The organism is Rhizobium sp. R635 (assembly GCF_002211285.1).
Taxonomy (GTDB): domain Bacteria; phylum Pseudomonadota; class Alphaproteobacteria; order Rhizobiales; family Rhizobiaceae; genus Rhizobium.
In genome coordinates this window covers 177,976-203,714 of the sequence record NZ_LOKX01000002.1, presented here as the reverse complement: position 1 = coordinate 203,714, position 25,739 = coordinate 177,976, and the positions used below count along the sequence as shown (strand labels likewise).

The following is a 25,739-nucleotide window of genomic DNA, read 5'->3' as shown; positions in this document are numbered from 1 at the left end:
TTTTGCCGGCTAAGGGAATTGGCAATCAGGAAGCCGGACTAAAGTCCTGCTGTGTCTGGCACCTAGGTCCGGTTGCTTTCGATTCGTGAAACAGCGAAAATGTCATGAGTCATATGAAGGCTGAAGAACGGGCGAACGAGGCTAGTAACATGCGTATCTCGAAACGAGATTTTCTGAGATTGAGCGGCGGCGCTGCCGTCGTCCTCGTGGCTGCCGCATCTCCAGCGACATTGAATTTCGACGGTCCCCTTCCTGGTCTGGCAATGAAATTCGCCGCGGCAAAAGACGGTAATAACGGGAACGGCAATGGCGGGGGCAACGGCAATAGCGGCGGGAACGGCGGCGGCAACGGCAATGGCGGAGGCAACGGCAACGGGGGAGGCAACGGCAACGGGGGAGGCAACGGCAACAGTGGCGGCAATGGCGGAGGGAGCGGAAGCGGCAATTCCGGGAGCGGCAGCGGCGGAAGCTCTGGATCTTCTTCCTCTTCGACCGGATCGTCAGCATCTTCGGGTGCGAGAGCGACCGCGGATTCCAACGGCTCGATCGACGTCCGTCATGCGAACGGCATCACGGAAACCCTCGAGCGCGGCCGCTACACCATGAAGGACTCGAAAGGCAGGACGATCATAAGCCGGCAGGCGACGGCCAATGATGCCCGCCGGCTGAGCCGCTTCCTCCGTTAAGGAAATTCCGGCAAATAGTGCAGCCGGATTGCATGAAAGCAAAGAGATAGAGCATTCGCCGGTCCGAGGCGCAAATGCATCTGGTTTAGCTTCGTTCGCGCCACTGCAGAGCCGCCTCGGTCCGGTTCGTTGCGCCGAGCTTGCTCAGAATCTGTGTCATATGGTGTTTCACGGTCTTTTCCTGCAGGTTGAGACGCAAGCCGATATGCTTGTTCGACAAGCCTTGCGCGACGAGATCCATCACCTCGCGTTCGCGCGGCGTCAGGCCATTTTTATCGGAGGTTCCGCCTTGTAAAGAATTCTCCATGGCCTTTGCAGACATTGTCGGCGAAATATATCGCGCACCGCCCATGATGGTTTGAATCGCCTCGGCGAGACCACGGGAGCCGACGCCTTTGAGGACATAACCCATCGCGCCGCGTTGCAGAGCGCCGAGCAGCGTGTCCACCTCCTCCGATACCGTCAGCATGAGAACTTTCGTCGAGGGACTGCGCGTCAGGACGTGGCCGATCGCAGATAGTCCGCCGCCGGGCATCGAGACATCGAGAAGCATGACGTCGGGACGATTGTCCGAGGCGATCATGGCCGCGTCGTCGCTGCTGGCGCCTTCACCCACGACGACGAAGTCGCTGATTTCCGACAAGCTGCGCGTGACGCCCTCACGGAAAAGCGGGTGGTCGTCCACGACGCCTATGGTGATTGCTGCCATCTCTAATCTCCCACTTCCATAGGCTCGAAGATCATGGTCACGGTTGTCCCTCCTTCGCCTGTCTTGACGTCAAAGGAGCCTCCCAGACTGTCGATCCGTTCCCGCAGTCCTACCAGGCCGAGGCTCGTCGGTCTCACCTCTGTCGGGTCGAAACCATCGCCCCGGTCGCTGACCTCGACACGAACATGACCATTGTGCGAGACCGCCTTCACAGCCTGTTCAATGCCGCCGCCATGACGATAGGCATTGTTCAGGGCTTCCTGGATGAATCGATAGATACAGATCTTCACGGCAGTAGCAAGTTCAGGTCCATCCTCATCGACAACAGTCTCGACGCGGGTTTCGGTCTTGTGCTGATGCGCTTCGACGACCCGGGTGACGATTTCGGTGATCGAGGATTTCTCGATCTGCGGCAGCACGAGGCCGCTGCAGATATTGCGGATCTCCGTCATGGCCTCGGCAAGGCTCGAGCGGATCCATGCAAGCTCCTTTTCCCGGACCTCCGGCTGCGTGGAGGCATTGACCAGCAAGTCGCTGTCCAGGCGCAGCGAGGCGTAGGCGATATGCTGGGCCGGACCGTCGTGCAGGTCGGCGCCGATGCCGCGCAGATAGGTTTCGTTCAGCGCCGCCGCCCGCTGGGAAGCGCGTTGCAGCCGCCGTTGAAGTCCGCGGTTTTCCGTCAGCAGCGCGGACAGTTCACGGACGCGTTCCCTCAGATCCTTGCGTTGCGCCTCTATCGTGCGGCTGCTGCGAAACACCAGAACGGAGAGAACCAGGAAAAAGATTGCCGTGAGTGCGGCGACGGCGCCCCAGCTCCGTAACCTGGCGTGCGCCAGGCTGTCCCCGAGCCCTTCCGCCGTTTCGTAGAATTCGAGGACGGCGACGGCCTGCCCCGACCATGGCTGGAGCACAGGGTTGTAGATTTCCATCAGCGGCTTGCCGAGCGCGCGCTCCTTGCCGCTTTCCGGATCGTCGGCGATCTCGTAGCGTGCGACGAGAGACCCCGCAAAAGCCCTCTGGAGCTTGTCGTTGACCGGAAACTTCTTGCCCATCAGCTCCTTTTCGTTCGAATAGAGGATGGTGCCGTCACTTCTCCAAAGTTTGAACGAAACCAGGCGCCTGCCGAGCGCGCCCTGGCCAAGGGTCTCGTCCAGCGCCTGAGCGCTGACTTCGTCCAGCAGCGATTCCTTCTGCATGTCGGGAAGCAGCGGCGCGACCACGCTATCCACGTAGAGCGCCGTCGCAGCGCCGGAATTGTGGATGACGGCCTCCTCGATGAGGTGGGTCACGAAAATGCCCACCAGCAACATGGCGGCGATCGAGATGAGTCCACCCGTGATGAAGAACTGGGAGGCAAGGGAGCGGGCATTCCAACGGCGAAGCCAATTCATTTTGATACCGGCGAGAAACGTCCCGCTTAACCTATCGCGTCTTTAGAGTTTTTCCAGATAAGATCAGGGTACGTTCCGGGTATCGAAGACTTCCGCGCCTCGGACGCTTTCCGTCAATTGGGTGGTGTCGCCCGACATTGCCGCGCCGAAGACATAGAGAAGGCCGGCGAGAACGATAAGGAGGGCAATGACGGACACGGTCCATGCTTCATCGGCTTTGGATCTGTTGCTTTGGGTCATGTTCAATCTCCTTCGCATCCTTCGAAACGACGCCGATCCCGTGGCGTTCCACCTTCGGGACCTCGGTCGGAGAGGGTGGGACCAAGGTCCGACCCCGTGGACATCGGGAGATTCGGCCATATTTCAAAGCGGATGAACCAGGTTCGGAGTGCGCGGACGTGACGATTGCCTTAGATGTCGAAGGCGGCTCCCAGGCCGCATCAACCGCTTCCTCCGCGCCGTTCGGAGAAGGCGTTGCCGATTTTTACGAGAGCCTTCTCGTGCCGATACTCTTCGAGCCCTATGCATCGGAGGTGGCGACGGTCGCCGAGCGGTTGAAGCCGACCAGCGTTCTCGAACTCGCCGCCGGGACCGGCGCCTTGACGCGCGCGTTGCGGGCAAAACTCGATCCGGCAGCGGAGATCGTGGCTACCGACCTCAGCCAGGCGATGATCGACGTCGGCGCGCCGACGCTGACGATGTCGCGAACGCACTGGATGCACGCGGATGCCCAAGATCTTCCGTTCGCGCCCGCGATGTTCGATCTCGTCGTCTGTCAGTTCGGGGTGATGTTCTTTCCGGATAAATCGAAGGCCTATGGCGAGGCTGCAAGAGTGTTGCGGAGCGGAACTCATTTCCTGTTCACGACATGGGATTCGCTCTCGGCCAACGACTTCGCGAGATCCGTTGACGAGTCTCTGACGAACATCTTTGCATCAGACCCGCCGGATTTCTTGAGAAGGCTGCCATATTCCTACTTCGACCCCCATGCGATCAAGGCTCAGGTATCTTCAGCGGGATTTGACGCCGTTTCCTGCGATCGGGTCGAGTTGACCTCGATCGCGGCCGCGCACGACGTCGCTGCTGCTTTTTGTCAGGGCTCTCCGCTCAGGGGAGAGATCGAAAACCGAGCTCCGGGACGCATCGGCGAGATCGTCGACGAGGTCGCCGAGCAGGTGGAATCGCGCCATGGGGTCCGTCCCTGCGGCGGCATGAGCGCCTTCATCGTCGGCGGCCGCGCTCCGTAACTCCCCCTTTACCACGTTGCGGCATCCGTCAGGCGAATCTTACAATCCGCGCCCTTTCTTATAACCATTCTTAATTTGGAGGTGCTTCACTTGCTCGAAATTTCGGGGCGAGCCTTCATGTCTATAATTTATCGATTTTTGATTACAGCATTGATTTTACTGACGACAACCGCATTCGCGACTGCCGAAGACTGGCGGGTCGTCAAGGCGACAGATCAAGCGAAATATACTGTCGACAGAACGAACTGGCTGGATCTGCGCACTGGCGACGTGCTCCCCAATCGGGCATGGGTTTCGACAGGTCCGCGCGGGCGCGTGCAGCTTGCCAGGGGCGTCGAGAGCATCACGTTCCAGCCGAATACGCTTGCCTCCATTACCGGTTACGGCGGATTCCTTTCGCCGCAGACGCAGATCGTCCAGCAGGTCGGCGCGCTGGATCTCGAAATCGAGAAGCGAAGCCAGCCTCATACGACCGTGCAGACGCCCTATCTCGCGGCTGTCGTGAAAGGAACGATCTTCCACGTGACTGTGGGCAAGACGAAGGCATCGGTTTCCGTGGATCGCGGCCTGGTCCAGGTCGCTTCCTTCGCAAGCGGCCAGCTGTCGAATGTTGGGCCGCGTCAGAGCGCGACCGTCGACAGCAAGGCCGGCATGACGGTGAAGGGCCAGCTATCCAAGCCCGACATCACGTCGGTTGCACCGTCGGTCGCCAGGGTTCCGGCGATCGGTACCACGAAACTTGCCGGCGCAGTCGATGCGTCCGAGGCGGCCAAGAACAAGTCCTCGGCTGTGGGAAAGGATACCGCTTCCAAAGCCGGTGACGCGGACAAGAGCGCGAACGGTAAGGGCAATGGCAATGGAAGCGGTAGCGGAAACGGCAATAGCGGCGGCAATGGTAACGGCAATTCCGGCGGTGGACACGGTAACGGTAATTCCGGCGGTAGACACGGCAATGGCAATTCCGGCGGCGGGAACGGCAATGATCACGGCAATTCCGGCGGAAACGGCAATAGCGGGAAGGGCGACAACAATAGCGGCGGTAACGGCAACGGCAATTCCGGCGGACACGGCAAAGGCAAGGACAAGTGAGACGAAGGGCGAGGGCGGTCGGGGATTATCTCTCCGGTAGCGTGAGCACCATCGCGGTTCGCATCCTGCTTATCGCCGTGATGCTGGCGCTGCCCCTGGCGGGTGCGGATATCGGCATCATCCAGGGATTCAACAACAGCCTTTTTGCCAAACGATTCGAGTGGGCTCCTCGCAAGGCCACCGGCGATATCGTCTTCGTTGCAATCGACAAGCGTTCTCTCGATACCGTCGGGACATGGCCCTGGCCCCGTAGCACCTATGCGACACTGCTCGACAAGCTGGTGGCATCGGGCGCCAGGGATATCTTCCTCGACGTCGATTTCAGTGCGTTCTCGACCAAGCAGGAGGACGACCTTCTGGCGGCGGCGCTGGAGAGAGCCGGGGGAGGTGTTCTTTTGCCGGTGTTCCGGCAGCAGGAGACGGCATCATCCTCCGAGGTGGCGGTGACAAGGCCGATCCCGCAATTCCTTCGGAATGCCTGGCCTGTGTTCGCCAATGTCGACATGGACCCGGACGGGTTCATTCGTCGTGTCGGCTTGGGAAGCCAGTTCGATGGAACTCCCACCCAGTCCGCTGCTTCAGCCCTCGGCAGGGTTGAGGGCGCTTCCGGTTCCTTGCCGGTCGATTACTCGATCAGGCCCGACACCGTTCCGACGTTCTCCTTATCCGACCTGCTTGATGGGACTGTCCCGGCCGAGGCAATCAAAGACCGCTCGGTCGTGATCGGAGCATCCGCGGCCGAGTTGAAGGATATTTTCGCCGTCCCCGTCTACGGAGCGATTGCCGGTCCGCTCATTCACGCGCTTGCCGCCGAGACCTTGCTCCAGAGGCGCTTCCTCAGGGCGCCCGATCAGGCGCCGCTGGAACTTTTATTTGCGGCCTTGCTCATCATCGGCGTGATCCGCAGCCGTTCGGCCGGAATGATCACCGTGGTGGCGGCCGGACTGGCCATTGCCGTCATCGGCGAAGTCGGCGCGTTCCAGCTACAGTGGCGCTATGGTCTCCTTGTCGGAACAGCCGTTCCGTGGTCGATGCTGATGCTCGCCTGGATGCTGGCCGTGAACGAGCGCGTCGACCTCGGCCGGGTACTTCTCGCCATGGCAAATACCGAGGCCCGGAACACCAGGCGTCTCATGAGGCGGATCATTGCCGACAGCTCGGACGGCGTCGTCGCATTCGACAGCGATCTGAGAATCGTCGAGGCGAGCCAATCCGCGAAGGCGCTGCTGCGGGCCGATGTCGGAATGTCACTTATCGGTGATGCCGATGCCGCCATCACCGATATCGTGCGCAGGCTGGTTTCGGAACACGATGCCGAACCGGGCAAGGTGCACGCGGCCCGGGTCGATTTCTCCAGCAATGCAGGTTCGCAGCCTGCTCACTATGAAGCGTCGGTTACGGTCTCGCCGCTCGAACAGCCGACTGCGCGCCGGACTGCGGGGCGGTCGCAGTTTGCCGGTTGGCTGATCATAAGGGACATCACCGCGCGACGTGAATATGAAGAGCGGTTGCAGAGACTGTCCGAGCTGGACGAACTCACGGGACTGCTCAATCGCCGGGAATTCGCCTCCCGGCTAGCCGGTCTTAAGGGGGACGTCCTCGTCTCCGTGCTGGATATCGAGCGCTTCTCGTCGCTGTGCGCCACGCTCGGCCGCGACGCCGGGGATGAACTTTTGGAGGCCGTGGCGGCCAGATTGGGCAATGCGTTCGCCGGCGATCTGCTGGCACGGTTGGACGGCGACCATTTCGGTATTGCCGTTTCCGTGACGGGCGAACGCCCGATCGAAGACTTTGCGGATGCTCTTTTGGGCCTGTTCGAGGAACCGGTCCTGATCCGCGGCGCTGCTGTGCCTATCTCGGTCCATCTCGGAATAGCCCGCTCGGGGGATTCAGCCCCAGGCGCACTTCCGAGTGCGGCTCAGTCGGCGTTGGATGCTGCGAAGGCGACGCCCGGCCGGCGATGGTCCTCTTTCGATCCTTCCACTGCCGTTCGCCAGGCCCGGTCGCGCCGGCTGGAACGGGACATGCGTGACGCTCTCCGGAACCGGCAGTTCTTCCTGCTGTTCCAGCCGCAGGTCGAACTTGCGGGCGGACGCCTCGTCGGCGCGGAGGCTTTGATCCGATGGAACCATCCGGAATTCGGGCTGATATCTCCGGCCGAATTCATCCCGATCGCCGAATCCTCCGGCTTGATCTGCGAGATCGGCCGCTGGACGCTGATCGAAGCCTGCACCGAAGCGGCCGGCTGGCCTGACGAGCTCAGCGTCGCGGTCAATGTCTCGGCGGTTCAGTTCGAGCGGTCCGACGTGGAGGCCGATGTGAAGGCGGCACTGTCCTCCAGTGGGCTTCCTTCTTCGCGATTGTGCATCGAGCTGACGGAATCCGCCTTCGTCGACCAGGGCGGATCGTCGGTCGCCAAAATGCGCGCGCTTCGTGAGACAGGGATCGTCATTGCCTTGGACGACTTCGGGACCGGTTACTCCTCGATGAGTTATCTTGCCGATCTCCCTCTCGACAAGCTCAAGATCGACCGGTCCTTCGTAAGGCGGATGAGCGGCAATACTGGCGCCTTCGAGATCGTGCGGGCGATCATTTCCCTGGCGCACGGGCTGAATCTGCAGGTTGTCGCCGAAGGCGTCGAACACGAGCCGGAGGCCGAGACACTGCGTCGGCTCGGCTGCGGGATGGGGCAGGGTTATCTCTTTGGGAGACCCGACGAACCTGTTTCGATGCTGTCCAAATGGAATGCCCAAAAGCTTTTATCCGCCGGGTGATGACGGCTCGGAGGCGGCTTATCCCTTTGAAATCTGCGCGTAAGAAGGTTCGCTCATCGCGCGGATGAGGTGCTGCTCGATCTCATGGCAGGTCTCGTCATACTCCCGCACCAGGTTCGCATGCGACGATCGTCCGCGAATGGAGTCACGCGCTGCGACCGCTGCCTGGTATGCTTCGAAGAGCTCGAGCTGCCACGGGTCGCGAGCTTCCATGATCAGTTTCCGCATCTGCGGCAGGCGCATCGCCAGGCGTCTGCGTCCGGCCTCCCGGCGGCTGGATCTTGCCATTCCTTCAGTCTCCTACTGCCCGCGACCGCAGGCCTTTGGATCGGCAATTAGCGTCGGCTGCGGACATTGAAATGGGATTTAGGACCAAGGGCCGGGCACCATCAGACTGAGGTCCGGGTTTGGGAACGACCCGGCACGCAGGTCGTTCGGTCAGCAGCGGTCATGAAGGCCGCGTTGAAACAAAGGAGGAAAAAATGCTCTCCAAACTTATCGTCGGTGCGGCAACGGCCGCGACCCTCATGTCGGGCATCGCCTTCGCCCAGTCCTCGACCGTCAATGGTGCAGCCGGCGGTGCGGTCACCGGCGCGATCGTCGGTGGTCCTGTTGGCGCTGCCGTCGGCGGTGTTGCTGGCGCAGTCGTCGGTACGGCGATCGATCCGCCGCCCGAAAAGGTCGTCACCTACGTCCGCGAGGCTCCCGCGCCGTCCGCGCGCGTTGTCGTGAAAGAGAAGATCGTCGTCGGCCAGCCCCTGCCGGAAACGGTTGTCGTAACGCCTATTCCGGACGACCCGACTTATGCTTATGCGGTGGTCAATGATGAACGTATCATCGTCGAACCGTCGTCACGCAAGGTCATCCAGGTCATCAAGTGACCTGATCCCCAGACGCGGCCCTGCCGCGTCTTCCCTCCGGAAGCATCAGCTAGAGCCTGAGAACCGCCGCGACGGCACGCCGTCGTGCGGCCAAAAACAGAGAGATTGTTATGAAGATCAAGACACTCGCCGTCATGATGACGGCACTCTCGATCGGCGCTTCGCCGATCGGCATCATGTCCGCCTCGGCGCAGGACGCACCGATCCTTCCCAAAAAAGGTGCCGCCCAAAGCGGCCAGCCCAGCGGCGATGCGGCCCAGCAGCCGGATGCGGGCAGTGGTGCCTCCGGCTCGAGTGACGCAGGCGCATCGAGCGGCGAGAGCAAGCAGCAGCCTTCCACTTCTGGCGGAACCTCGACGGATGGCTCCTCGGGTCAGACGGGAACCCAGCCCGATGCCAAGACGCAGTCCGGAACCTCCACTGAAACCGGTTCCGGTGGCGCGGGCACCGATACCCCAGGCGGAAATTCGGACAGCTCGAAGACCCCCTCGGGACAGTCCTCGACGGACACGCAGAAGCCTGCCGGCAGCCAGGACACAGGCACGTCGACCGGTTCCGGCGAGACCCAGAAGTCCGGCGATGCCAAGTCCTCCAGCGGCTCGACCGAGACCCAAAGCAATACAAAGACCGAAACGAACAATACGACCAATGTGAACATTTCGGTCGAGCAGCAGACGGAAATCCGTCAGGTGGTGAAAGAAGTCCAAGTCGAGCCGGTTAGGGAGGTGGACTTCACCGTTTCGGTCGGCACCACCATTCCCAAGAAGATCAGGCTCGAGCCGCTGCCGCCGCGGATCGTGGAGATCGTCCCGCAATACAAGGCCTACCGCTTCTTCATCCTTGCGGACGGCCGGATCGTCATCGTCGATCCCTCTGCATTCACGATCGTCTACATCATCTCGGCATAAGCGCCAGCATCCTGGCGGCGAACTTCGTCGCCGGGACCGGGGGAGAAGGAACATGATCTATTCCAAAGAGAAATCCGGCGGTCTGGCCCTGCCGCTCATTGCCATCCTGCTGGCGATCGCCGCCATTCTCGCCGCGCTTGTCGCCACGGGCAGCGATCATAGCAGTACGACCGGCCGGGTGTGGGTCCCGCAGGTTCAGCAGCAGGATCCGGGGAAATGAGAGCCATCGCATCCGTCGCCTTCGGCATCGCGAGCTCGGTCGGAGCCTGCATAGCGGTCGCATCCGTCGCGTCCCATGTCGTGGCGGATTCCAAACCCCAAGGATTCCGGGATCTGGCTTCGCCTGATCTGTGGACGACGAGGCCGATGAAGGTCGATCCTCGGCAACAGCGCTACGAACGTATTGCGCCCCAATATTCCAGCTATGTCACGGAGGCCCCGCCCATCAGAGTGTCGAGAGCGAGGCCGAATTCCGCTGGCCTTCCAACCGAACCTCAGACATCGCAGCCGCAGCATTCGGTCCAGCACCTCGCCTGGTGTGCGGAACGCTACCGTTCCTTCGATGCCGAGACCAACAGCTACCGATCCTATAGTGGCGAGATCCGGGAATGTTCGTCCCCGTTCCCGCAGACTGTCGTCGCGGCCGATGAACGCGCGGGTGTGAGTGTAAACCCGCAGGCGGCAGCCTGGTGCGCCGCCCGCTACAGGTCGTATCGAGCGGAAGACAACACCTATCAGCCATGGAACGGGCCGCGTCGCGGCTGTCAGGCCCCGGCTGCTGTTCCTGAGATTGTCGCCAGCAAAAATTGATCATTTGTGGTTGCGACAGGTACTATAACGAACCAATCCGAACCGTCAGACTTAGGTCCATGTCGCGAACGTTCCGGTTGTGATACCGGTTGCATTAGGGATTTGGCATTTACATTTTCAGGTTGGGAGATCGGGGATGGCCACGACGCTGCTAACGGAAATCCAGCAGGCCCAAACAAGGCTGCGGCTTCTCAGCAGGGCGGAGCGGGGAGCCCTGATCGCGCGCATCCTTCACGAGCTGAAAACGCTTCGGAACGAGGCTCTCGGAAATGTGCCGGCCGACCGCTGCGTCTGGATCGACAGGCTCATCGCATCCGTTTCCTCGACAATATCCGACATCGCCAACATGCAGGACGCCGAGTTCAACCGTGTCCTGAACGAGTTCGAAAAGCTCATGGCGACGCTGCAAGGTATTTCGCAAACGAGGAAGGCATCGAAGACCGTTCATTGAGAGGAAATGCCGCGACCTCGCACATCCTGAACCGGTGAGACAGGCGACGAAAGTGAGCTTTCGCCTTCCACCTGCAGATTGCGGGCTTGATCGCGGCAGTTCCCGTGAATTCTCTTTCGCGCCGAACGAGGTGGCATTGTCCCTCATCGCAGCCAAGGCACATTCCGCATCATAACCTGACGAGACGGCCGGCGGAGAGGAGTTTTCCAGCTCCCAGCAGCCGCTGGGAATGCGTGCTTCCCAGATACATGAGACCCCCATTCGACCAAAGTCCGGGGCTCCCCCGACTGAGTGCCTATGGCAGGAACAGTGAGCAAAAACCGTCGTTTGCCAAAGAGCTATCCCATCCGGAAACAGATGCGACGGCACCCATGACAAACGGAGGAATACACGATGATGAAGGTAACTCATGTAGCACTTGCGGCAGCACTGCTGGCGGGTACGGCGGTGTCCGGATTCGCGCAGTCGTCCAGCACCGTCGGCGCTGGCGGTTCGACGGCGGGCGGCGGAACTGCGAGCAGCACGATCGGTACTGGTGGCAGCTCCGCCGGTGGCGACTGCCCGGCAGGTTCCAGCAATTGCCCGTCCGGCTCTTCTTCGACGGTCGGCACAGGCGGATCTTCGGCAGGCGGCGGGACCTCCAGCAGCAGTGTCGGCACCGGCGGCTCCGCCGCGGGCTCGGGTTCCGGCTCGGCTTCGACGCTTGGAACGGGCGGCTCGTCGGCTGGCGGAGGCACCTCCAGCAGTTCGGTTGGCACGGGCGGTTCGGCTGCCGGCTCCGGTGATGCCAATTCGGCCTCCAGCGTCGGGACCGGCGCCTCGTCGGCCGATGGCGACAAGACGGGCAGCACGGTCGGCACCGGCGCAAGTTCGGCCGGGTCGTCTCATGACAACAAGGGCAAGAAGGGCTGTGCCCCCGGCCAGCTCAAGAAGGACGGCGCAGACAATAAGTCCTGCTGACCGCTCCGGCCGGCGCCTCGACAGGCGTCGGCCAACCCAGGAGATAACAATGACCAGCCTTTCTAAAGCCGCATGGACCGCCGCAGCCCTATTGGCCGCGGGGCAGGCCATGTCCGAAGACATAAAACTCGATGATGGCACCACCTGCACCGTCATCGAGGGAGACGTTTCCGCAAATGGCGGTATGTCCACGACGGTCACGGCCGGCAACGGTCATGTATCGTCATCGACGACAACAGGCGGGGGAACGACGAGTTCCGGCTCCTCATCGACATCCTCGGCAGGCGCTTCGGCAGGCTCGGGAAGCGTCGACAGTTTCTCGACGGCAAGCGTCACCCGGCCTGACGGCACCGTGATAACCAAGCGTTCAGACGGAACCTGTTCCGTGATGAAACCGAAGAAATAGGAGATCGCCATGAAACTCTCGAACATCATCGGAGCAATGTCGATAGCGCTCCTGACCTCGGCGGCAGCAGTGTCTGCGCAAGAATGCGAGACGGCCGGGACGGTCGGCTCGGGCGGAACGGCCTCGGCAGGCGGCACCTCGGCGAGTTCGGTGGGAACGGCCGGGACGTGCCGGACGGATGACGGAACGACCTCTTCCATCGGGTCCGGCGGAAGTGCCGCGACCACCGATGGAAAGGCCAAGAGCCAAACCCACGTCAATGATGGCGGCGACAAGCTGAAGGCACAGACGAAAGCGCAGGCGGTGGACAAGGGAACGTTCAGCAAGTCGCGAACCAAGACCAGTACGGACGGGGATACGCTGCAAAGCACGACCCGGACCATGTCCCGCGTCCCCGGCGAAAAGCCGGTCAAGAGCACGACCGGTCAGAAGATCATCCTGCCGGAGGAGTAGCTCTGAATGGCGCATTCGCTCGCATTCAGCGTTTTCCTGGCCGGCATCCATATCTGAGTTGCCGGCCTTTTCTCGCCGCCGCCGTATCGTCAGGGTTCACGAAGCTTTGGCTTCGAAAGTCGGGGCGAAATCACCCAGCGACTTCGCCTTGAGGATCATGCCCTCGATATCCTGCTCCACGATCGCTTCGAGATCGGCGAAGCTGTCGATGACATAGTAGATCGGCTGAAGGATATCGATCCGGTAGGGGGTTCTCAGCACGCTCATGAGATCGAACGGCCGGAATTCGCAGGCCGTGCCTTCCATTGCCGCCTTGGCTTCGCTCGGAGACGAGACGATGCCTGCGCCGAAGCAGCGGCGGCCCTGCGGCGTATTGATCAGCCCGAATTCGACGGTGAACCAGAAGATGCGGAACAGATGCCATGAATAGCCTTTACCGAGGCGAACGGCGGCTTCGCCGAAATGCCTGACGAAATTGGCATAGCTCTGGTTGGTCAAGAGCGGGCAGTGGCCGAAAACCTCGTGGAACAGGTCCGGTTCCTCGATGTAGTCGATATGCTCGCGGCGGCGAAGGAAGGTTGCGAGCGGGAATTTGCCTTGCGACAGAAGTTCATAAAAGCGCGAGGGCGGAATGAGCGCCGGCACGCCTTCGACGCCGAAGCCGGTGGTTTCGTTCAGGCGTCTGTTCACATCGAGAAGCTGAGGCACCTTCTCCGGCTTCAATCCCAGCAATTTGACACCGTCGAGATATTCGCGGCAAGCCGTATCGGCGAGCAACTTCATCTGGCGCACATAGAGTTCACCCCAGATCGCATCTTCTTCGGGCGTATAGTCGTATAGGCCGTCCGGGCCGGGCAGTTTGGCGGTGTAGCTGCTTTCCTTGGTCATAGGCTGATCCTCCCAGGCACGGCGCTGTTTCTGCCATTATGATCCGACTTTGGAGGATTTTCTTTTCTTTCGTGCTGGCTATTGCCATAATGATGGAAATTCTTCTCAGATATGGCACGGAAAATGAAAGAACCTGGGAACTTTCGCCGCAAGCTTCTGCAACTCGTCCAGGCCGACGGCAGCCTGTCGCTGGCCGACCTTGCCGAAAAGGCAGGCATGTCGCAGAGTTCGGCCTGGCGGAAGATCCAGGAGCTGGAAGCCGACGGCGTCATCCGCAAGCGCGTGACGCTGCTCGATCCGGGAAAACTCGATCTCAAGCTCTGCGTGATCGCGCATGTGACGCTGGAGGATCACCATGAAGAGGCGGTCGCCTCTTTCGCGTCGGTGGTGCTGGAGCGCCCGGAAATCATGGAGTGTTACGCCTTGTCGGGCGCTTTCGACTACATGCTGAAGATCCGGGCCAGCGACGTGGAAAGCTACGAAGCCTTCATGACCCGCTACCTCATGCGCAACCCGCATGTGCGCACCGTCGTATCGAGCTTCGTGCTGCGCGAGCTGAAATTCTCGACCGAACTGCCGCTCTGACGCCTGTTGGCAAAGGAGGCTGCGGACCTATCGCGCGTGGTCGCCATGCGCGCTGCCCGGCATGTGTATCGGAAAGCCTTCGAATGTCTTCAGCGTATCGAGCACGATCGACGTCTTCACGTGCTGCACGGATTCGTGGGGCAACAGAACGTCGTTGACGAATTTGGAGAGGTCGGCGAGCCCGCGGGTCGCGACCTTCAGATGATAATCCATTTCGCCGGTCAGCGCGTAGGCTTCGAGAACCTCCGGCAACCCATTGATCAGCTGGGAAAATCGGCGGGCATTGTCTCTGTTGTGGGTCGCAAGCGTCACGGAAATGACCACCAGCATATCCAGACCCAGTTTTTGCCGATCGAGGTAAGCCCGGTAGCTGCGGATATATCCCTCGGACTCCAATCTGGTGCGCCGGCGTGAGCATTGCGAGGGCGAAAGCGCGATCCGCTCGCCCAATTCGTTGTTCGTCAGCCTGCCGTCTTTTTGTAATTCCTGAAGCAGGCGAAAATCCAATTTGTCGAGATGCTCATCCATTGCGCGAAACCTCCAGAATGCTCACGAAGCATGCATAATATTTTCCTTGTATAGAAAGAATGCAAGAACTTTGCATGCGTTTTGGGTCACACTTTGCATGAGTGAAAGTTCAGTCTCGAGGAGGAGAAAATGGGCCCTTTCCCGCATGATGCGCCGCCGTCAGAAATCACCGCCGATAACCCGGCCGGCACCGACGGCTTCGAATTCGTCGAATTCGCTCATCCCGAGCCAGAGAAACTCAGCGAGCTCTTCACACGCATGGGCTATGTCGTGGTCGCCAGGCACAAGACGAAAGACATCACCGTCTGGCGCCAGGGGGACATCAACTATGTCCTGAACGCCGAAGCCGGCAGCCATGGCGCGCGCTTCGTCGCCAATCATGGTCCCTGCGCCCCATCGATGGCATGGCGCGTCGTCGACGCCAGGCACGCCTTCGATCATGCGGTGTCGAAAGGCGCGGTTCCCTATGAAGGCGATGACAAGGTGCTCGACGTACCGGCGATCGTCGGCATCGGCGGCTCGCTGCTTTATTTCGTCGAAACCTACGGGGCAAAGGGCGCGGCTTACGATGCCGAGTTCGATTGGCTCGGCGAGCGCAACCCGCGCCCAGAGGGGATCGGCTTCTATTATCTCGATCACCTCACGCACAACGTCTTCCGCGGCAATATGGACAAGTGGTGGGATTTCTACCGCAACCTGTTCAATTTCAAGCAGATCCACTTCTTCGATATTGATGGGCGCATCACCGGTCTGGTCAGCCGCGCCATCACTTCGCCCTGCGGCAAGATCCGCATTCCGCTGAACGAATCGAAGGACGACACGAGCCAGATCGAGGAATATCTGAAGAAGTACCGGGGCGAGGGCATCCAGCACATCGCCGTCGGCACGGAGGATATCTACGACGCCACCGACAGGCTTGCCGATAACGGCCTGCGCTTCATGCCGGGTCCTCCGGAGACCTATTACGACATGTCCTATGAACGGGTGAACGGCCATAGTGAACCCATCGATCGGATGAAGAAGCATGGTATCCTCATTGATGGCGAAGGTGTCGTGAACGGCGGCATGACGAAGATCCTGCTCCAGATCTTCTCGAAAACCGTCATCGGCCCGATCTTCTTCGAATTCATCCAGCGCAAGGGCGACGAGGGCTTCGGCGAAGGCAATTTCCGCGCGCTGTTCGAATCGATCGAAGCCGATCAGATCAAGCGTGGTGTTATCGGTACCGCAGCGGAGTAAACTCTCGTACATCCCGCGCGCCCGGAAGAGCGCGCAGGCGGCAGGAGTTTTCGGGGAGGAGTTGAGCAATGGACCAGACATCGATCCAGGCTTCCGAGGAAGCTGCGATAACAAACAAGCTGAAATACATGCCGGGCTTCGGCAACGATTTCGAAACGGAGTCGCTTCCGGGCGCCCTGCCGCAGGGCCAGAACAGCCCGCAGAAATGCAATTATGGCCTTTATGCCGAGCAGCTTTCCGGCTCGCCCTTCACCGCGCCGCGCGGGACGAACGAAAGGTCCTGGCTTTATCGCATCCGCCCGAGCGTGCGCCACACGAGCCGCTTTTCGAACGCTTCCTATCCCCACTGGAAAAGCGCGCCCTGCTTGGACGATCATTCGCTTGCCCTCGGCCAGCTTCGCTGGAATCCCATCCCCGCGCCTGAGGAGAAGCTGACTTTTCTTCAAGGCGTGCGGACGATGACGACGGCGGGCGATGTCACGACCCAGGTCGGCATGTCGGCCCATGCCTACGTCTTCAACGAAGACATGGTCGACGACTATTTCTTCAATGCCGACGGCGAACTGCTGATCGTGCCGCAGCTCGGCGCCATCAGAGTGTTCACCGAAATGGGCATCATGGATGTCGAGCCGCTTGAGATATGCCTCATCCCCCGCGGCATGATGTTCAAGATCCTGAGAAGCGGCGAGCAGAAAGTCTGGCGCGGCTATATCTGCGAGAACTACGGCGCGAAATTCACCCTGCCGGACCGCGGGCCGATCGGCGCCAATTGTCTTGCGAACCCGCGCGACTTCAAGACGCCCGTCGCCGCTTTCGAGGACAAGGAAACGCCCTGCCGTGTGCATGTGAAATGGTGCGGAAAGTTCTATGTTACCGAGATCGGCCACTCGCCCCTCGATGTGGTCGCCTGGCACGGCAACTACGCGCCTTACAAATACGACCTCAGGACATTCTCTCCCGTCGGCGCGATCAGCTTCGACCATCCCGATCCGTCGATTTTCTCGGTGCTGACAGCCCCCACCGAAGATGCCGGCACGGCCAATGTCGATTTCGTGATCTTCCCGCCGCGCTGGCTGGTGGCCGACCACACCTTCCGTCCGCCCTGGTATCACCGCAACATCATGAGCGAATTCATGGGCCTGATCCACGGCCAGTATGACGCCAAGGAAGAGGGCTTCGTGCCGGGTGGCATGAGCCTGCACAACATGATGCTGGCCCACGGGCCGGATGCACTTGCCTTCGAAAAGGCATCCAATTCCGAGCTCAAGCCCGTGAAGCTCGATAACACCATGGCCTTCATGTTCGAGACCCGATACCCGCAGCAACTGACGAAATACGCAGCCGAGCTTGAAACGCTGCAGGATGATTACCTCAAGTGCTGGGAGGGCCTGGAGCGCAAGTTCGACGGAACCCCCGGTATCAAGTGATGGCATCCTCCCGCATTGGAAATCAGACATGAAACTCGCGACATTGAAGGACTCCACCAGGGACGGCCGCCTCGTCGTCGTGTCCCGCGATCTCACCCGCTGCTCCGAGGTCGGCCACATCGCCCGCAACCTGCAGGCAGCGCTCGATGACTGGGAGCATGTGGCGCCGAGGCTTGAGCAGGTTGCCGAAGGCATCGAGACCGGCGCCCAGCCGACGATCCGCTTTCACGAACATGATGCTGCATCGCCTCTGCCGCGGGCCTATCAATGGGCCGACGGTTCGGCCTACGTCAATCATGTCGAACTGGTGCGCAAGGCGCGAGGCGCCGAGATGCCGGCGAGCTTCTGGACCGATCCGCTGATGTATCAAGGCGGCTCGGACGGTTTCCTCGCGCCGCGCGATCCGATCCTGGCGGCAGACGAAGCCTACGGGATCGACATGGAGGGCGAGGTCGCCGTCATCACCGGGGACGTGGCGATGGGCTCCGGTTCGCAAGCCGCTCGAAGCGCGATCCGCCTCGTGATGCTCGTCAACGACGTGTCGCTGCGCGGCCTCATTCCAGATGAACTGGGCAAGGGATTTGGTTTCTTCCAATCCAAGCCCGCATCGGCATTTTCTCCCGTCGCCGTGACGCCGGATGAACTCGGTGAGGCCTGGGATGGCGGCAAGCTGCATCTGCCGTTGCTCGTGAGCTTGAACGGCACGGCATTCGGCAAGGCGAATGCCGGCATCGACATGACCTTCGATTTCGGCCAGTTGATCGCCCATGCCGCCAAGACGCGCAATCTCGTGGCCGGCACGATCATCGGCTCCGGAACCGTCTCCAACAAGCTGGACGGTGGCCCGGGCAGGCCGGTGGAGGAGGGCGGAAACGGCTACTCCTGTATTGCCGAACTCAGGATGATCGAGGCCATTGAGACCGGATCGCCGAAGACACCCTTCATGCGGTTCGGGGATCGGATTCGCATCGAGATGAAGGATCAGGCCGGCCATTCCATCTTCGGGGCGATCGAGCAGACGGTCGAAAAATACGCGGGAGCCGGGGAGGCATGAGCGAGGTCGTTCTCTACGATTACTGGAGATCGTCGGCGAGCTACCGCGTCCGCATCGCCCTCAATCTCCTGGGCATCGATTACAAGACGGTGCCCGTCAATCTGTTGGAGGGCGCACACGAGACGCCGGAATATCTCGCGCTCAACCCGCAAGGGCTCGTGCCGACATTGGTGATCGATGGGAAAACGCTGACGCAATCACTGGCGATCATCGAATATCTGGCCGAGCTTCGGCCGGAATCGGGATTGCTGCCAGCTGACATCGCCGACTGCCAGAAAGTGCGCGCCCTCGCATATGCGGTCGCCATGGACATCCACCCGATATGCAACATGCATGTCACAGCGCATCTCATGACCATGACAGACAAGGCCGACGCCCGCGAGCAATGGATGAAACACTTCATCGCCGCTGGGCTCGGGAAGGTGGAGGCCATGATCGGCGAAAGCGCCGGAGACTTCACCTTCGGCGACCGGCCCACGATGGCGGACCTCTGTCTCATTCCGCAAGTCTACAACGCCCGCCGCTGGGGCGTCGAGATGACCGATTTCAAACGCATCGTCGAGATCGACGCGAGATGCGCCAAACTGCCCGCCTTTGAGGCGGCGCATCCCGACCGGGTGAAACCGTAGCTTCATTACACGGCAACACTACACGTCCCGCCACGAAGAAATTTTCGCAGCCTGACCCAACCTCCGCCCGGCCTCATCGATGAGCTGCCAGACGGTCACGTCCTCGATCCAGAACCGCCGCCCCGATTTCGCGATCCTGACACCACGCCCATTCTCGACAAAACCATCACGCGTGACGGCATCCAGCAACCGCTGCCGCTCGGCACGATCGGGCTGCTCGGCCGAAAGCCGCGAAGGCAGCGCGATGAATTCATCCCAGCTGTATTCGAAGCAGTTCTGCGCGGTCCGGTTTGCGTAAATGAAGCGCGGATCGGGCTCGGTATTGTGGGCGAGAACGACGAAGGGGGCGTCGTTGTAAAGCCAGTCTGGGCCTTGGCCGTCCTCGACGAGAGGGCAGCCGACGATGCGGGCGTAGCTTCCGGTTAGGAGCGAGAAGAAATCGGGGTCGTTTCTAAGGGCGGGGCAGGGAGGAATGTCGTAGTGGGACGTCATGAAATGCCTTGTTGGTGAAGTATTTTCATGCATGAGACATAGTCGATAGTCATTGCATAGGTCTACAACGCCCGCAGCTTGGGATTAATATGGCCGATTTCAAGCGTATCGTTGACATTGACGGCAGATGCGCCGAACGATGAAATCGCAGCGGCAAACAAAACCGCGACGAAATCGGCGTATGCGTTAACTGCTTTCTCGCGCTTCCACATCAATCGCCGGCATGACGTCGGGCTGGAGATTGATTTGAACGTCGAACACTGCGAGCCCAAGCGAAGGCTGGACAACGGAAGAACTCGCCGCAGAGGATGGTAAGGCGATCGATACGATCGACGGAAATTCTCTACTCGCTTCAGTCGATATTATATGCACATACCTTGGACTAAACATAAGGAAGATGTTCAGGAACAAGGCCTACGCCGATTCCTTCAATTATTCTTTCTATCTCGTCCAATACGGCGCTCGGAATTCGTTTGCGAGCCATGCGAAGTGCCTTTGGAACAGTATTTATGTTGTCCGCAAAGCATAAGTCAACTAAAGGAGGGGTGCCAGCTTCGCCAGTGGCAAGAAGCAGCATCAGACCATTTTGATATCCACGACAGTAGCAGGCATCCCAGTAGTTGGACGCAGCGACGTACGTTTCAACTTTTTTCTCGTAAGCGTGGATAAGATATCTGACCCGTTCCGACTGGAAATATTCTCCGCTTGAGCGTGTGTCCTTGATGCGCATAAGTGCATCCTGGAGCCCATCTTGGTAGGAGAGCACCAAAGTCATAATCGGTTTGCGCGTTTCAATAAAAACATCTGCCGCGTGATGATGGGCCTCATTGACATAGAGGAGGAATTCTTCGCAAAAATCAAATCGCTCATCATCTATTATTTGGTGTTGCTCGCAGAGCTTGCGATTGATGTGTATCCGCAGTTGCTCAAGAAAAAACGATCCGTCCGTTTCTATGGGAATAAGATTCAAGCCAGTCGACTTTAGATAATCACGGTCTATATTTGGTGATACAAAATAGGCAGAGCGAGAGAATTTCCCCATAATCTTGCTGAGTGACTTTATTATGGAAAGATAATTCGAATCTCGTAGGGAGTATCCGATATATATGATTGTTTTTGTAGCAAGTAATGTCTTGAGGTATGCTCCAAGGGCACCCTTTTCTAATCTGCGTAACGCTTGGTTGTAGTCATCTTTCGTTGCGACGATTGAACCGGCGTTGCTTATTGATCCGTGTATTTTGACTATTCGTCGAGCGGAGCTTTCAATAAATGGCAAGTCTTGGTCGTACACAAACGGACGAAGCCCGCTTTCTTCCTCAAAGAAGTCGTCCCAATTTGTCGTAATCACGTCCTCAATCATATAAAGCGGTCGTAACGCTCTATGAAAACGAGTCATTGGGACATAAAATCCGCGGAACGAACGAAAATATTCTATCCGCTCTCGTATCTTTTTTATGAGATTAATTCTCCCATCAACCCGGTCGCAATACTTGGTCATTAAGGTTGGAAAGTCTAAACTTGAATCAGAGATATTCATCTCTGCCTGGATCTGTTCGTAAAACGTAGTTTTGCAATGAGTGCGGTTCTCAGTGCTTATTCCTGCGCCTGCGAATATGACGCATCGACCCGCCACCAGTCTATCTAGTAAATCTGGCGGCAAGCTAAATTCTATTTCATCGCGACAAAATGCACAGCCACACTCCGACATGATCCTAGCTCCGAAGAAGCGCCGCCCGTCTATACCGTGACGGCGCTTCATATTGTAATCGGCTAAACTACGCTGGAGAATTTAGTTTAGCGGTGGGTGGCTAGACCTGGCGCTGGATCTGATAAGCCTGCTCAGCTGCACCCACTCGTAGCCCCACAAGTATCGCACTTCTCGCAAGTCCCATTCCTCACCATCGTGAAGTTCTGGCACTCCGAGCACATGTTGCCCGTATACCCCTGCATGATCGAGCGCTGGCGGCGTTCGGCTTCCATCTTCTTGGCTTCCGTCTTGGCCGAGGCGGCGTCGGCTGCGGCCTTGTCGGAGAAGAGGGCCGTTGCGTCGCTGGTGATTTCCTCGGTCACCTCTTCGGCGATCTCTTCCGCCAATTCCTTGGCGCGCTCCTCGTAATCGCGCTTGAAGGCGACGATCTCGGAGGTGGAGATGGCAACCGTCGGCTCCAGCTTGCGGGCAGCGCTGCCGGCAAAGGCGGTCACGGTGCCGGTGGAGGCGGCGCGGGCAGGGGCGGCGGTGGCGGCACCCTTGGGTTCGCCCGCCTGGCGTTCGCTGCCGGTGCCGGATACCAGCGTCGGCTTGTAGCCGCGGGTCCAGCCGGTGGAGAGCAGGTTGGTCTTGCCTTCCTGGATGCCCTTGCCGAGTGCCGTGTTCGAGAAATCAGACGTATCGACATGCGCGAGATCGTGCCGGCCGAGATAGGAGACGGCGAGTTCGCGGAAGACGTAGTCGAGGATCGAGGTGGCGTTCTTGATCGCATCATTGCCGATGACCATGCCGGCCGGCTCGAACTTGGTGAAGGTGAAGGCCTCGACATATTCTTCGAGCGGCACGCCATATTGCAGGCCGAGCGAGATGGCGATGGCGAAGTTGTTCATCATCGCACGGAAGGCAGCGCCTTCCTTGTGCATGTCGATGAAGATCTCGCCGAGGCGGCCGTCGCCGAATTCGCCGGTTCTGAGATAGACCTTGTGTCCGCCGACGGCGGCCTTCTGGGTGTAGCCCTGGCGGCGGTTCGGCAGCTTCTCGCGTTCACGCGAAACACGCTCGATCACCCGTTCGATGATCTTCTCGGTGACGGTGACGGCCTGGGCGGCGACGGGCGCCTGCAGCAGTTCCTCCAGCGCATCCTCGTCGTTCTCGTCTTCGATCAGCGAGGCGTTGAGCGGCTGCGAGAGCTTCGAGCCGTCACGGTAGAGGGCGTTCGCCTTCAGGCCGAGCTTCCAGGAGAGCATATAGGCGTTCTTGCAATCCTCGACGGTCGCCTCGTTCGGCATGTTGATCGTCTTGGAAATCGCGCCGGAGATGAAGGGCTGGGCAGCCGCCATCATGCGGATATGGCTTTCTACCGAGAGGTAGCGCTTGCCGATCTTGCCGCAGGGATTGGCGCAATCGAAGACCGGCAGATGCTCGGCCTTGAGGAAGGGCGCGCCTTCCAGCGTCATCGCGCCGCAGACATGGATGTTGGCGGCTTCGATGTCCTTCTTCGAGAAGCCCATATGGTCGAGCAGGTTGAAGCTCATGTCGGAGAGCTGCTCGTCGGAAACCTTCAGCGTCTCCTTCAGGAAGTCGGCGCCGAGCGTCCACTGGTTGAAGACGAACTTGATGTCGAAGGCGCTCTTCAGCGCCGCGTTGACGGCTTCCACCTTCTCGTCGGTCAGGCCCTTGGCCTTCAGCGTCGACGGGTTGATCGCCGGCGCCTGGTTCAGGTTGCCGTGGCCGACGGCATAGGCCTCGATCTCGGCGATCTGGCTTTCCGAATAGCCGAGCGTGCGCAGCGCTTCGGGCACGGCGCGGTTGATGATCTTGAAGTAGCCGCCGCCGGCGAGCTTCTTGAACTTGACGAGGGCGAAGTCGGGCTCGATGCCCGTGGTGTCGCAATCCATGACGAGGCCGATCGTGCCGGTGGGCGCGATGACCGAAACCTGGGCATTGCGGTAGCCGTGCTTTTCGCCGAGTTCGAGCGCCTTGTCCCAGGCCGATTTGGCATGGGCGGCAAGATCCTGGTCCGGGTTTTCCGAATGGATCAGCGCCACCGGATCGATCGACAGCGCCTCATAGCCGGAGGTTTCGCCGTAAGCGGCGCGGCGATGGTTGCGGATGACCCGCAGCATGCTCTCGCGGTTCGGTGCGAAGTTCGGGAAGGGGCCGAGTTCGCCAGCGATTTCGGCTGAGGTCGCATAGCAGATGCCGGTCATAACAGCCGTCAGCGAACCGGCGATGGCGCGGGCCTCGGTGGAGTCGTAGGGAATGCCCGATGACATCAGCAGGCCGCCGATATTGGCGTAGCCGAGGCCGAGCGTGCGGTATTCGTAGGAGAGTTCGGCAATGCGCTTCGACGGGAACTGCGCCATCATGACCGAGATTTCGAGCACGACGGTCCACAGGCGAACGGCATGTTCGTAATCGCCGATGTTGATGCGCTTGGTGGCCTTGTCCTTGAACTGCAAGAGGTTCAGCGAAGCGAGGTTGCAGGCCGTGTCGTCGAGGAACATGTATTCCGAGCACGGGTTCGAGCCGCGGATCGGGCCGCCGGCCGGCGAGGTGTGCCAGTCGTTCATCGTCGTGTTGAAGTGGATGCCCGGATCGGCCGAAGCCCAGGCGGCATAGGAAATCGTTTCCCAGAGATCGCGCGCCTTCAGCGTCTTCATCACCCGGCCGTCCTTGCGGGCGGTCAGCTTCCATTCGCCGTCATTCTCGACGGCGCGCAGGAAGTCGTCCTTGATCGAGACGGAGTTGTTGGAGTTCTGGCCCGATACCGTGAGGTAGGCTTCCGAATCCCAGTCCGTGTCGTAGGTCTTGAATTCGAGATCCTTGTAGCCCTGGCGGGCGAACTGGATGACGCGCTGGACGTAGTTTTCCGGAACTTGGTCCTTCTTGGCGGCGCGGATCTCGCGCTTCAGGGCAGGGTTCTTGGCCGGGTCGAAGCAATCGCCGCTATCGCCGCCTTCGCAATTGAAGCAGGCCTTCATGATCGCCTTCAGGTGCCTGGCGACGATCTTGGAGCCGGTGACGAGGGCCGCGACCTTCTGCTCTTCCTTAACCTTCCAGTTGATGTATTCCTCGATATCGGGATGGTCGATGTCGACGACAACCATCTTGGCGGCGCGGCGCGTCGTGCCGCCAGACTTGATGGCGCCGGCGGCGCGGTCGCCGATCTTCAGGAAGCTCATCAGGCCGGAGGAGCGGCCGCCGCCGGAAAGCTTTTCGCCTTCGCCGCGCAGCATGGAGAAGTTGGAGCCGGTGCCGGAGCCGTATTTGAAGAGGCGGGCTTCACGCACCCAGAGATCCATGATGCCGCCTTCGTTGACGAGGTCGTCTTCGACGGACTGGATGAAGCAGGCATGCGGCTGCGGATGCTCGTAGGCGGACTTGGACTTGGTCAGCTTGCCGGTGAAGGGGTCGACGTAGAAATGGCCCTGGCCGGGGCCGTCGATGCCATAGGCCCAGTGCAGGCCGGTGTTGAACCACTGCGGGGAGTTCGGCGCGACGCGCTGGGTGGCGAGCATATAGGCAAGCTCGTCCTTGAAGGCTGCCGCATCTTCTTCCGAAGAGAAATAGCCGCCCTTCCAGCCCCAATAAGTCCAGGTGCCGGCGAGACGATCGAAGACCTGGCGCGCATCGATTTCGGAGCCGGTCTGCTCCTCCTTCGGCAGGTTCTTCAGCGCGGCATCATCGGGAACGGAGCGCCACAGGAAGGAAGGAACGTCGTTTTCCTCGACCTTCTTCAGACGGGTGGGAACGCCGGCCTTGCGGAAATACTTCTGCGCCAGAACGTCGGTGGCGACCTGCGAGAACTGCGCGGGGACATCGATATTCTCGAGGCGGAAGACGATCGACCCATCCGGGTTCTTGATCTCGCTCGTCGCCTTGCGGAATTCGATATCCGCATAGGCGCCTTGGCCGGCCTTCGTGAAACGACGTTCGATGCGCATAGTCTTGACCTCGCGTTGGCGCCCGTCCCCGGGGCGCAAATTTCCTATCCGGCGGCAGATTGTCGTCGTGCAGCCAGCCTCGTTTCCGTATTGTGACAGGGGTGTCATCCGGAGAGATGTCTTCCTGTATCTTGTGGTGATGGTGGCTGCAAACGCTAAATATAGTATTAACAGCTTATTATCGCCAGTCCCGACGCCGCTTTTTTTGGAGGCTGAAAACCGCGCAAAAATCCTGTCGGGCCTGAACCGCTCCCGGTGCAAAACCCTGATTCTGCGTCCTGTTTTTCAAAAGGGAACCGGGCTCGTTACCTCCGGTCCTGTCGCCGCCGCAACATCAGTCACAATAAAGTTTGAAACAGGTGATTCCGTCAAGGGCTGGCTCTTAATTGAATGGTAACCACAACATATTGTGGATGCGCCTGTGGAGATTGGGGAAAGCCGGGGAATGTTGAAATTACAATGGCTTGCAGGCGCTGC

The 25,739-nt window shown here is 59.9% G+C and carries 27 protein-coding genes; 17 read left to right on the top strand and 10 right to left on the bottom strand.

All coding sequences use genetic code 11. The annotated features are described in order from the left end of the window. Nucleotides 1-149 precede the first annotated feature (149 nt). Complete coding sequence (locus ATY78_RS28440; protein WP_088681022.1) at nt 150-686, top strand: hypothetical protein; 537 nt, start codon at nt 150-152, stop codon at nt 684-686. An 85-nt stretch (nt 687-771) separates the two neighbouring features. On the opposite strand, the gene ATY78_RS03855 is transcribed toward ATY78_RS28440, so the two are convergent. From ATY78_RS03855 to ATY78_RS28950, 3 genes are all read right to left on the bottom strand, one after another. After that, nucleotides 772-1,395 (bottom strand): response regulator transcription factor, encoded by a 624-nt coding sequence (locus ATY78_RS03855; protein WP_088681021.1) that lies wholly within the window; start codon nt 1,393-1,395, stop codon nt 772-774. Nucleotides 1,396-1,397: 2 nt separating this feature from the next. Further along, entirely contained in the window at nt 1,398-2,786 is a 1,389-nt protein-coding gene (locus ATY78_RS03850) for a sensor histidine kinase (RefSeq protein WP_088681020.1), read from the bottom strand. Nucleotides 2,787-2,849: 63 nt separating this feature from the next. After that, nucleotides 2,850-2,984: a hypothetical protein gene (locus ATY78_RS28950; RefSeq protein WP_280950429.1), complete on the bottom strand. Its 135-nt coding sequence runs from the start codon at nt 2,982-2,984 to the stop codon at nt 2,850-2,852. 200 nt (nt 2,985-3,184) lie between these two features. On the opposite strand from ATY78_RS28950, the gene ATY78_RS03845 reads away from it, so the two are divergent. The 3 genes from ATY78_RS03845 (at nt 3,185) to ATY78_RS03835 (ending at nt 7,896) form a co-directional block, all read left to right on the top strand. Continuing rightward, nucleotides 3,185-4,033: a methyltransferase domain-containing protein gene (locus ATY78_RS03845; protein ID WP_088681019.1), complete on the top strand. Its 849-nt coding sequence runs from the start codon at nt 3,185-3,187 to the stop codon at nt 4,031-4,033. A gap of 117 nt (nt 4,034-4,150) precedes the next feature. Further along, a complete protein-coding gene (locus ATY78_RS03840) occupies nt 4,151-5,122 on the top strand; it encodes a hypothetical protein (protein WP_088681044.1) in 972 nt (323 codons plus the stop codon). After that, a complete protein-coding gene (locus ATY78_RS03835) occupies nt 5,119-7,896 on the top strand; it encodes an EAL domain-containing protein (RefSeq protein ID WP_088681018.1) in 2,778 nt (925 codons plus the stop codon). Before ATY78_RS03840 ends, ATY78_RS03835 begins: the two co-directional genes overlap by 4 nt. An 18-nt stretch (nt 7,897-7,914) precedes the next feature. On the opposite strand, the gene ATY78_RS03830 is transcribed toward ATY78_RS03835, so the two are convergent. Continuing rightward, nucleotides 7,915-8,184 carry a hypothetical protein gene (locus tag ATY78_RS03830; protein ID WP_088681017.1) on the bottom strand — a complete coding sequence of 90 codons (270 nt, stop codon included), beginning with the start codon at nt 8,182-8,184 and terminating at the stop codon, nt 7,915-7,917. Nucleotides 8,185-8,378: 194 nt separating this feature from the next. On the opposite strand from ATY78_RS03830, the gene ATY78_RS03825 reads away from it, so the two are divergent. The 8 genes from ATY78_RS03825 to ATY78_RS03795 all read left to right on the top strand — a co-directional run bounded on the left by ATY78_RS03825 (nt 8,379) and on the right by ATY78_RS03795 (nt 12,765). Further along, a complete protein-coding gene (locus tag ATY78_RS03825; protein ID WP_088681016.1) occupies nt 8,379-8,777 on the top strand; it encodes a DUF1236 domain-containing protein in 399 nt (132 codons plus the stop codon). Between the two features lie 110 nt (nt 8,778-8,887). Continuing rightward, nucleotides 8,888-9,685, top strand: a complete 798-nt coding sequence (locus ATY78_RS03820) for a DUF1236 domain-containing protein (protein WP_088681015.1) — start codon at nt 8,888-8,890, stop codon at nt 9,683-9,685. A 52-nt stretch (nt 9,686-9,737) separates the two neighbouring features. Continuing rightward, complete coding sequence (locus ATY78_RS28430) at nt 9,738-9,905, top strand: hypothetical protein (protein ID WP_190237382.1); 168 nt, start codon at nt 9,738-9,740, stop codon at nt 9,903-9,905. Further along, nucleotides 9,902-10,495, top strand: coding sequence for a BA14K family protein (locus ATY78_RS03815; protein WP_088681014.1), 594 nt, complete (start codon nt 9,902-9,904; stop codon nt 10,493-10,495). Before ATY78_RS28430 ends, ATY78_RS03815 begins: the two co-directional genes overlap by 4 nt. 136 nt (nt 10,496-10,631) lie before the next feature. After that, nucleotides 10,632-10,946 (top strand): hypothetical protein, encoded by a 315-nt coding sequence (locus ATY78_RS03810; protein ID WP_088681013.1) that lies wholly within the window; start codon nt 10,632-10,634, stop codon nt 10,944-10,946. Between the two features lie 393 nt (nt 10,947-11,339). Further along, on the top strand, nt 11,340-11,906 hold the full coding sequence (locus ATY78_RS03805) for a hypothetical protein (protein WP_088681012.1): 567 nt from the start codon (nt 11,340-11,342) through the stop codon (nt 11,904-11,906). Nucleotides 11,907-11,955: 49 nt separating this feature from the next. After that, nucleotides 11,956-12,312 carry a hypothetical protein gene (locus ATY78_RS28770; RefSeq protein WP_088681011.1) on the top strand — a complete coding sequence of 119 codons (357 nt, stop codon included), beginning with the start codon at nt 11,956-11,958 and terminating at the stop codon, nt 12,310-12,312. Nucleotides 12,313-12,321: 9 nt separating this feature from the next. Beyond that, a complete protein-coding gene (locus ATY78_RS03795) occupies nt 12,322-12,765 on the top strand; it encodes a hypothetical protein (RefSeq protein ID WP_088681010.1) in 444 nt (147 codons plus the stop codon). A gap of 96 nt (nt 12,766-12,861) precedes the next feature. Here ATY78_RS03795 and ATY78_RS03790 read toward each other — a convergent pair whose 3' ends face one another. After that, on the bottom strand, nt 12,862-13,653 hold the full coding sequence (locus ATY78_RS03790) for a phenylalanine 4-monooxygenase (RefSeq protein ID WP_088681009.1): 792 nt from the start codon (nt 13,651-13,653) through the stop codon (nt 12,862-12,864). A gap of 123 nt (nt 13,654-13,776) precedes the next feature. Between ATY78_RS03790 and ATY78_RS03785 the strand changes: the two genes are divergently transcribed. Beyond that, nucleotides 13,777-14,238, top strand: coding sequence for an Lrp/AsnC family transcriptional regulator (locus tag ATY78_RS03785; protein WP_003547665.1), 462 nt, complete (start codon nt 13,777-13,779; stop codon nt 14,236-14,238). A gap of 27 nt (nt 14,239-14,265) precedes the next feature. On the opposite strand, the gene ATY78_RS03780 is transcribed toward ATY78_RS03785, so the two are convergent. Then, entirely contained in the window at nt 14,266-14,766 is a 501-nt protein-coding gene (locus ATY78_RS03780) for an Lrp/AsnC family transcriptional regulator (RefSeq protein ID WP_088681008.1), read from the bottom strand. A 129-nt stretch (nt 14,767-14,895) separates the two neighbouring features. Between ATY78_RS03780 and hppD the strand changes: the two genes are divergently transcribed. The 4 genes from hppD (at nt 14,896) to maiA (ending at nt 19,115) form a co-directional block, all read left to right on the top strand. After that, nucleotides 14,896-16,005, top strand: coding sequence for a 4-hydroxyphenylpyruvate dioxygenase (gene hppD, locus ATY78_RS03775; RefSeq protein WP_088681007.1), 1,110 nt, complete (start codon nt 14,896-14,898; stop codon nt 16,003-16,005). A 68-nt stretch (nt 16,006-16,073) separates the two neighbouring features. Next, on the top strand, nt 16,074-17,432 hold the full coding sequence (gene hmgA, locus ATY78_RS03770; protein WP_088681006.1) for a homogentisate 1,2-dioxygenase: 1,359 nt from the start codon (nt 16,074-16,076) through the stop codon (nt 17,430-17,432). A gap of 28 nt (nt 17,433-17,460) precedes the next feature. Further along, nucleotides 17,461-18,486, top strand: a complete 1,026-nt coding sequence (locus ATY78_RS03765) for a fumarylacetoacetate hydrolase family protein (RefSeq protein WP_088681005.1) — start codon at nt 17,461-17,463, stop codon at nt 18,484-18,486. Then, entirely contained in the window at nt 18,483-19,115 is a 633-nt protein-coding gene (gene maiA, locus ATY78_RS03760; protein ID WP_088681004.1) for a maleylacetoacetate isomerase, read from the top strand. Before ATY78_RS03765 ends, maiA begins: the two co-directional genes overlap by 4 nt. A gap of 18 nt (nt 19,116-19,133) precedes the next feature. Here the strand turns inward: maiA and ATY78_RS03755 are convergent, their stop codons facing one another. The 4 genes from ATY78_RS03755 to ATY78_RS03745 form a co-directional block, all read right to left on the bottom strand. After that, nucleotides 19,134-19,607 (bottom strand): MEKHLA domain-containing protein, encoded by a 474-nt coding sequence (locus ATY78_RS03755; protein ID WP_088681003.1) that lies wholly within the window; start codon nt 19,605-19,607, stop codon nt 19,134-19,136. 62 nt (nt 19,608-19,669) lie between these two features. Further along, nucleotides 19,670-19,894, bottom strand: coding sequence for a hypothetical protein (locus ATY78_RS28420; protein WP_210191790.1), 225 nt, complete (start codon nt 19,892-19,894; stop codon nt 19,670-19,672). 95 nt (nt 19,895-19,989) lie between these two features. Next, nucleotides 19,990-21,366 (bottom strand): SIR2 family protein, encoded by a 1,377-nt coding sequence (locus tag ATY78_RS03750; RefSeq protein WP_088681002.1) that lies wholly within the window; start codon nt 21,364-21,366, stop codon nt 19,990-19,992. Between the two features lie 80 nt (nt 21,367-21,446). Then, nucleotides 21,447-25,262, bottom strand: coding sequence for a vitamin B12-dependent ribonucleotide reductase (locus ATY78_RS03745; protein ID WP_088681001.1), 3,816 nt, complete (start codon nt 25,260-25,262; stop codon nt 21,447-21,449). Nucleotides 25,263-25,739 lie beyond the last annotated feature (477 nt).

Coding starts and splice junctions, on each gene's coding strand:
- ATY78_RS28440 (WP_088681022.1), top strand. CDS start 150: ATGCGTATCTCGAAACGAGATTTTCTGAGATTGAGCGGCGGCGCTGCC.
- ATY78_RS03855 (WP_088681021.1), bottom strand. CDS start 1,395: ATGGCAGCAATCACCATAGGCGTCGTGGACGACCACCCGCTTTTCCGT.
- ATY78_RS03850 (WP_088681020.1), bottom strand. CDS start 2,786: ATGAATTGGCTTCGCCGTTGGAATGCCCGCTCCCTTGCCTCCCAGTTC.
- ATY78_RS03840 (WP_088681044.1), top strand. CDS start 4,151: ATGTCTATAATTTATCGATTTTTGATTACAGCATTGATTTTACTGACG.
- ATY78_RS03830 (WP_088681017.1), bottom strand. CDS start 8,184: ATGGCAAGATCCAGCCGCCGGGAGGCCGGACGCAGACGCCTGGCGATG.
- ATY78_RS03825 (WP_088681016.1), top strand. CDS start 8,379: ATGCTCTCCAAACTTATCGTCGGTGCGGCAACGGCCGCGACCCTCATG.
- ATY78_RS03820 (WP_088681015.1), top strand. CDS start 8,888: ATGAAGATCAAGACACTCGCCGTCATGATGACGGCACTCTCGATCGGC.
- ATY78_RS28430 (WP_190237382.1), top strand. CDS start 9,738: ATGATCTATTCCAAAGAGAAATCCGGCGGTCTGGCCCTGCCGCTCATT.
- ATY78_RS03815 (WP_088681014.1), top strand. CDS start 9,902: ATGAGAGCCATCGCATCCGTCGCCTTCGGCATCGCGAGCTCGGTCGGA.
- ATY78_RS03810 (WP_088681013.1), top strand. CDS start 10,632: ATGGCCACGACGCTGCTAACGGAAATCCAGCAGGCCCAAACAAGGCTG.
- ATY78_RS03805 (WP_088681012.1), top strand. CDS start 11,340: ATGATGAAGGTAACTCATGTAGCACTTGCGGCAGCACTGCTGGCGGGT.
- ATY78_RS28770 (WP_088681011.1), top strand. CDS start 11,956: ATGACCAGCCTTTCTAAAGCCGCATGGACCGCCGCAGCCCTATTGGCC.
- ATY78_RS03795 (WP_088681010.1), top strand. CDS start 12,322: ATGAAACTCTCGAACATCATCGGAGCAATGTCGATAGCGCTCCTGACC.
- ATY78_RS03790 (WP_088681009.1), bottom strand. CDS start 13,653: ATGACCAAGGAAAGCAGCTACACCGCCAAACTGCCCGGCCCGGACGGC.
- ATY78_RS03785 (WP_003547665.1), top strand. CDS start 13,777: ATGAAAGAACCTGGGAACTTTCGCCGCAAGCTTCTGCAACTCGTCCAG.
- ATY78_RS03780 (WP_088681008.1), bottom strand. CDS start 14,766: ATGGATGAGCATCTCGACAAATTGGATTTTCGCCTGCTTCAGGAATTA.
- hppD (WP_088681007.1), top strand. CDS start 14,896: ATGGGCCCTTTCCCGCATGATGCGCCGCCGTCAGAAATCACCGCCGAT.
- hmgA (WP_088681006.1), top strand. CDS start 16,074: ATGGACCAGACATCGATCCAGGCTTCCGAGGAAGCTGCGATAACAAAC.
- ATY78_RS03765 (WP_088681005.1), top strand. CDS start 17,461: ATGAAACTCGCGACATTGAAGGACTCCACCAGGGACGGCCGCCTCGTC.
- maiA (WP_088681004.1), top strand. CDS start 18,483: ATGAGCGAGGTCGTTCTCTACGATTACTGGAGATCGTCGGCGAGCTAC.
- ATY78_RS03755 (WP_088681003.1), bottom strand. CDS start 19,607: ATGACGTCCCACTACGACATTCCTCCCTGCCCCGCCCTTAGAAACGAC.
- ATY78_RS03750 (WP_088681002.1), bottom strand. CDS start 21,366: ATGAAGCGCCGTCACGGTATAGACGGGCGGCGCTTCTTCGGAGCTAGG.
- ATY78_RS03745 (WP_088681001.1), bottom strand. CDS start 25,262: ATGCGCATCGAACGTCGTTTCACGAAGGCCGGCCAAGGCGCCTATGCG.